4 protein-coding genes are annotated in these 6,137 nt (G+C 49.4%); 3 read left to right on the top strand and 1 reads right to left on the bottom strand.

Going from position 1 to position 6,137, the window contains the following annotated elements:
• The 3 genes from RN22_RS18245 to RN22_RS18235 all read left to right on the top strand — a co-directional run.
• A partial coding sequence (locus tag RN22_RS18245; protein ID WP_046306454.1) for a VCBS domain-containing protein occupies window positions 1-3,552 on the top strand: 3,552 nt, incomplete at its 5' end.
• 187 nt (window positions 3,553-3,739) lie between these two features.
• Complete coding sequence (locus RN22_RS18240) at window positions 3,740-4,357, top strand: thioredoxin domain-containing protein (RefSeq protein WP_046306451.1); 618 nt, start codon at window positions 3,740-3,742, stop codon at window positions 4,355-4,357.
• 34 nt (window positions 4,358-4,391) lie between these two features.
• Window positions 4,392-4,694, top strand: coding sequence for an antibiotic biosynthesis monooxygenase (locus RN22_RS18235; RefSeq protein WP_046306449.1), 303 nt, complete (start codon window positions 4,392-4,394; stop codon window positions 4,692-4,694).
• A 52-nt stretch (window positions 4,695-4,746) separates the two neighbouring features.
• Here the strand turns inward: RN22_RS18235 and metC are convergent, their stop codons facing one another.
• Window positions 4,747-5,934: a cystathionine beta-lyase gene (gene metC, locus RN22_RS18230; protein WP_046306447.1), complete on the bottom strand. Its 1,188-nt coding sequence runs from the start codon at window positions 5,932-5,934 to the stop codon at window positions 4,747-4,749.
• Window positions 5,935-6,137 lie beyond the last annotated feature (203 nt).

Here is a 6,137-nt window from a genome sequence, read left to right as displayed (position 1 = left end):
GACGGTGAGCCTGTTTTCGTCGCGCCGAACCCGGATGGTGGTGTCGACCTCTACACCATTAACAGCGAAGGCTCGCTGGTACATCAGGGTAATGTCGCCTCCATAGAAAATGACAACACCCCGCCGGTTATCGTCCAAACCGCCGACGGCAGCTACTACCTGGTGGATGCCGATGGCAATACCGCCACGGTGAAACTGGAAATTGGCGAGTCTCTCATCACCACCTCTGGTTCGCTGGATGTGGTGGATGTCGACGGCGGTGACACCACAGTGTTTGAGAACACCACGGTGGAAGGCACTTACGGCACGCTCGAATTGGTCGATGGCAACTGGACTTACACACTGGATGAAACCAAGTCTCAGAGCCTGGGTGAAGATCAAACCGCGCAGGATGTGATCACCCTGACCGCCACCGACGGCACTCAACAGGACATCACTATCACGGTCACGGGTACCGATGATCCGGCTGAAGTAACGGGTGATCTCTCCGCACAAATCTCCGAAGATTCGCAATCTCAAACAGTCAGCGGCACCCTGTCGATTACAGATGTAGATACCAACGACACACCAAGCTTTGCCAATACGACAGTAGCAGGCCAGTACGGCTCATTATCTTTGGTTGATGGTGAATGGACTTACACTTTGAGTGATGCAGCACAATCACTCAGTGAAGGGCAGCAAGTTGAGGATGTCATAACGCTGACAGCGACAGATGGTACCACTCAGGACATCGTCATTACGGTGACAGGTGCTGATGATGCGTCATTCATCTCAGGCACTACTTCCGGTAGCGTGACTGAAGGTGATGCAGGTGACGCGATTACAACCAGTGGCAAACTCTCGGTTAGCGATATTGATAATGACAACGTCACAATTCCAGACAGTAATCAATCGGGAACCTATGGCTCACTCTCGCTTGTTGACGGCGAATGGACGTATACGCTCGACAACAGCAAAGTAGATAGCCTCAACGAAGGCCAGAACGTAACAGATACCTTTACTGTTGAGGCTTCAGACGGTTCGACGCAGGAGATAGTGGTGAACATCACTGGTAGCGATGATGCTGCTGTGCTTTCCGGCGACACCACAGGCACTATCACCAACACCACAGCAACGACACAAAACGTTACTCTTGGCCGTAACTATGACGGTACTTGGGATGTGAGCGAAGGTGATAATCTCTATCTAAACATGAACAACATTTCATCCAGTGCCGGCTACAGCAATAGTGTCGGTTACTACGTGATGGATGGCAGTGGTAACGTAGTACGTTCCGCAATCATCTTTGATAACGCGCATTCGGTTAACAACTCAAGCGTAAACATCAATACCGCTGGCGGTGAAAAAGTGGGGCTGTTCCTCATCCCTGACGGAGACAGCAAAGGCTTTAATGTCGGTAGTGTAAGTCTGAGCTTCGGAAGCGGTGGAGTAACAGCCTATCAAGGTGGAGCATCAGGCACGACATTTGTGTCTGAATCATCGAAAAACGGCAGTGACTTCGATTATGAGATTAACTCAGGTACATACTCCGGATGGGAAGATCTTGTAGGCGGCGGCGACCGAGATTTCAACGATGTCGCTTTCTACGTCACCGCCACGCAGCAACAAGACCAGCCTATCTCAGCCAGCGGCTCAATCGGCGTATCAGACGTTGATAGCGGCGACACACCGACTCTACCGAACACCACAGTTCAAGGTGAGTTCGGTACGCTTGTGCTGACCAACGGCAACTGGACGTACACCTTCGATGAAAGCAAAGCACAGCAAATCGATGAAGAGACTCTGGAAACCATCGTCATTACTGACTCTGAAGGCGGACAACATGAGATTGTAATTGCTATACAGGGTACAGATGATGCGCCAATTGTCACTGGCGTATTCAGTGGTGCAGTGACCGAAGGCGATTACGGCGACAAAGTCACTGTTAGTGGAAATATTGCCATTAGTGACCCAGATGCTGATGATACGCCAGAGTTCCTGAACACCACGATTCAGGGGGACTATGGCACGCTCACTTTAACTGACGGTGTCTGGACTTACGAGCTGGATGACGTGAAAGCAGAAGTTCTGTCCAGCTCCGACTATGTCACCGACACCATCACGCTGACGGCAACGGATGGCACGGTGCAAAACATTAATGTTTCTATCACGGGAACCAATGATGATCCGTTCGTGGTCGGCACCAACACCGCAGCCATTGTGGCACCGGACTCGGTCACCAGTGAATTTGTGGATATTGGCAATGCATTCGTCCTCAATGAAGGTTACACCTTCTCGGGTGGCGACATGCAGTACTACGGTAATGAGCCGACATTCCAGTTCAACGACTCCGGCTCAACCATCCGTTTCTATGATAATGACGCCACGGTAGACGGCGACAATTATTCGAACGAGTACGTTCAGGATTCGAGTCAAAAAGTTGAAATCAATGGTGTTCAGTACACCGCCACCTACGACTATCAACTCGATTATCAAGACTCAGCAGGGAATATTTATTCCTTCGCCGTGTTTGATGTCGACCTTGATGGTGACGGTAGCTTTAAGTACGACTCCAATGAACAAGGCCGCGTGATTGTGCAGATAGACGGTCCGCAAATCACTCCTGGACTCACCATGGATTACCTGCGTGATACGCCTAATCAGCCAAGGTCGATGTCATATTCCGACTTCACTGATTTTTCTGGTGCAACGCTCGAAGCAACAGGTGTGCTTTCTATCGTTGATTTGGATGCGAATGATTCACAACCTGAATTTGCTGACACCACAGTAAACGGCCAATATGGCTCACTGATATTAACCGACGGTGCTTGGACTTACACACTCGACCCCCACTCAACACCAGCATTAGGAGAGCATGATACTGTTACTGAGGTCATCAGTCTCACCGCCACAAATGGTATGCAAACTCAGGTTAATGTCACCATCGGTGGCTCAGAATCAGCAGTCAACAATGCGTCGCTAAACGGTGTAAGCGATACACTCGATGACGTGATTGCGCTAGATGATGTCACCTTCTCTGGTAGTGATGGAAATGATCGCATAGCTGGTAGTAGTGAAGTGGATGTATTACTCGGCAACAGTGGCGATGATGTCATTTACGGCAATGCGGGAAATGACATTATCGATGGCGGATTAGGAGATGACCTGATCTTCGGTGGACAAGGCAACGATTTATTAGCCGGTGGCGCAGGGTCGGACACCTATGCATTCCTGCGTGGTGATCAAGGCACGGTCAGCGAACCAGCCGTTGACCATATTGCTGATTTCGATACTCAGCAGGATGCCATTAATCTCTCTGATTTGTTGAATAACGAAACTGCAGATTCACTCGGAGAATACCTGTCGTTCAGTGACGATGGTGAGGGCCACGCCATGTTGAATATCTCCTCACAAGGTGATGGCAACATTGATCAGCAGGTCGTGTTCGACAACATGAGCATGGAAGACATGGCCGATGCCTACAGCGTAGACATTACCGGGATGACCTCGGAGCAAATCAGCTCTTCGGTTATTGACGCAATGGTGATGCAGAGCAAGATGATCATCGACTAAATAAAAAGAAGCCCAAGAGCCTTGCGCTCATTGCCAGCCGCCCTCCGGCTGGCATTTTTTTATCTAGCTTTTACTCATTTTAGAAACTTCAAGGAGCTCGCATTCAAGTTATTTGGGTATATACTCACGTTTCCAAAAAATTCATCCATCGCGAACATGAATTCGCTAAAAATAGTGATTAAGTTTTATGAACCTCAAGCGTTTCCTTCTTCCATTGTTTGCAGCACTGACAATCTCCGCCTGCAGCGATGAAGCGCCACAAAACGACAAGTACACTACGCTAGCAACGCCTGTGACTGTAGAAAATCTGCCAGCAGTCACCGAAGTCTTCAGCTTGTCATGCGGCCACTGCCGTTCAATGGAAGCGGCCATTCCTGCGATTGAAGCTGCCGCTGATGTAAAAATTGGAAAAGCGCATGTCACCTTCAATGAAAACGCCACCTTCGCGGCAATGATTTACTATTCCGCCATGAGTCAAATTGACGGCACACCACCAGAAGGTTTGACCGAAGCCCTGTTCAAGTTTGTGCAGGAAGATCAGTCTGATGACGCGGAAAAGAACAAAGCCATCCTGAGTTCACTGTTCGCGCAATACAATCTGGTCAGCCCTTTTGACATGACCGAAGCGCAACAAGAAGCACTGTTCGCAGATATGGAGCGCGCTGATCAGATCACGGTGGAATCAGAAATCAGATCGGTACCGACGTTTCTGGTTAATGGCAAATATGTGGTGAATACCAGTGCGCATCAAAGTGCCGAGGAACTGGCCGACACGCTAAAAATGCTGATGGCGAAAGGTCAGTAAGCTCTGACTAAATGTTTACATTCAAGGAACGAAGATGATTCTGGAAGTTGCGATATTAAATGTCATTCCCGGACAGGAAATGGAATTCGAAACCGCATTCGCCAAAGCGCAGACCATTATCGCAGCGCAGAAGGGTTACATCAGCCATGAAGTCCGTCGATGTATGGAAAAGGCAAACCGTTACATACTGCTGGTGAACTGGGAAACTCTGGAAGACCACACAGAAGGATTCCGGCAATCCGAAGGGTATCAGGATTGGAAAGCCTTGCTGCATCATTTCTACGATCCCTTCCCGACGGTTGAGCACTATGAATCTGTGCCGAACCTAAAAGGCTAAAAACACAAACGGCGCTTGATGCGCCGTTTTTTATTTCTCACCGAAGTCCGATTTACTTTAAGCGTTCAAAGCCAGCTTCCAAATCCTCAATCAAATCTTCTACATCTTCAAGACCAATATGCAGACGAACCAAGGTGCCGCTGAAATCAACCGGGCCAACTGGACGAATGGCATTCAGTTCTTCTGGCTGGTTCGCCAGCACCAGAGACTCGTAGCCGCCCCACGAATAGGCCATGCTAAAGTGCGTAAAGTTATCCAGATAATTCGCAATCTGCTCGTCAGTCAATTTCTCTTTCAGCACGAAAGAGAACAGGCCACAACTGCCACTGAAATCGCGCTGATAGTTTTCGTGTCCCACACTTTCAGCCAAAGCAGGATGATTGACACGTGCCACCTCAGGTCGCGCACTCAGCCAGTTAGCGACTGCAATACTGTTCTCCTGATGCTGTTTCAAGCGCACTCCCAAAGTACGCAAACCACGGGATGCCATGTATGCGGTATCCGCATCAACCATTTGTCCCATCAAGTAAGAGCGCTCGCGCAGACGCTCCCAAGTGCGTGCATTAGCGACCGCTGTACCAATCATGGCGTCAGAGTGCCCAACAATGTATTTGGTACCCGCTTGAATAGAGATATCAATATCATGCTCAAGCGCTTTAAACAGAATGCCAGCTGCCCAGGTGTTATCAATCATGATCACCGCGTCAGGGTTCACCGCACGTACCGCTTTTACAATGGCTGGGATGTCGGGCACTTCCATAGTGATCGAGCTTGGTGATTCCAGAAAGACCACTGAGGTTTCCGGTTTCACCAAAGCGCCAATTTCAGCACCTTTCATCGGGTCGTAGTAAGTGGTGGAAACCCCCATGTCGGCAAGAATGGTGTTACAGAAGGCCTGGGTTGGCTCATAAGCGCCACCCGTCATCAAAACGTGGTCACCGGTTTTGACAAAAGAGAGCATGCTGTTGGCAATGGCTGCTGCGCCACAAGGATAGAGCACACAACCTGCGCCACCTTCCAGCTCAGTCATGGCATCCTGAAAGGCAAAGTGCGTCAATGTGCCACGGCGTCCGTAGAATAACTCACGTTCCCCACGATGTTTTGTCGCCACTTTCTTCTGCGCCACAGAATCAAAAACAATTGATGAAGCACGCTGAATCACACTGTTAACACTGCCTTTGCAGTACTCAGATTTTCGCCCCGCAGACACCAACGTGGTATTCAGTTTTCCTGATGACATGAACTCTCCCTATTCAACCCCAACAATACCCAGAAGCAAGAGCCTGGATACCTTCAAAATTCGTATTGGCAAAGATTACCTCAGTTACTGCAGAAATGCAGCGCTCACCCGGTTGAATTTTCTAAGGGGCTGTTGACCTTTGGTGATGATTTTTGCAGCAGTTTGTGGGGGTTTTATGCAAGGCAGAGGCTTCGATGTGTAGC

It is taken from the genome of Grimontia sp. AD028 (genome assembly GCF_000973155.1).
GTDB classification, from domain to species: Bacteria; Pseudomonadota; Gammaproteobacteria; order Enterobacterales; family Vibrionaceae; genus Enterovibrio; species Enterovibrio indicus.
The sequence above is the reverse complement of the archived record's forward strand: the minus strand, read 5'-3'. Positions and strand labels throughout refer to the sequence as shown.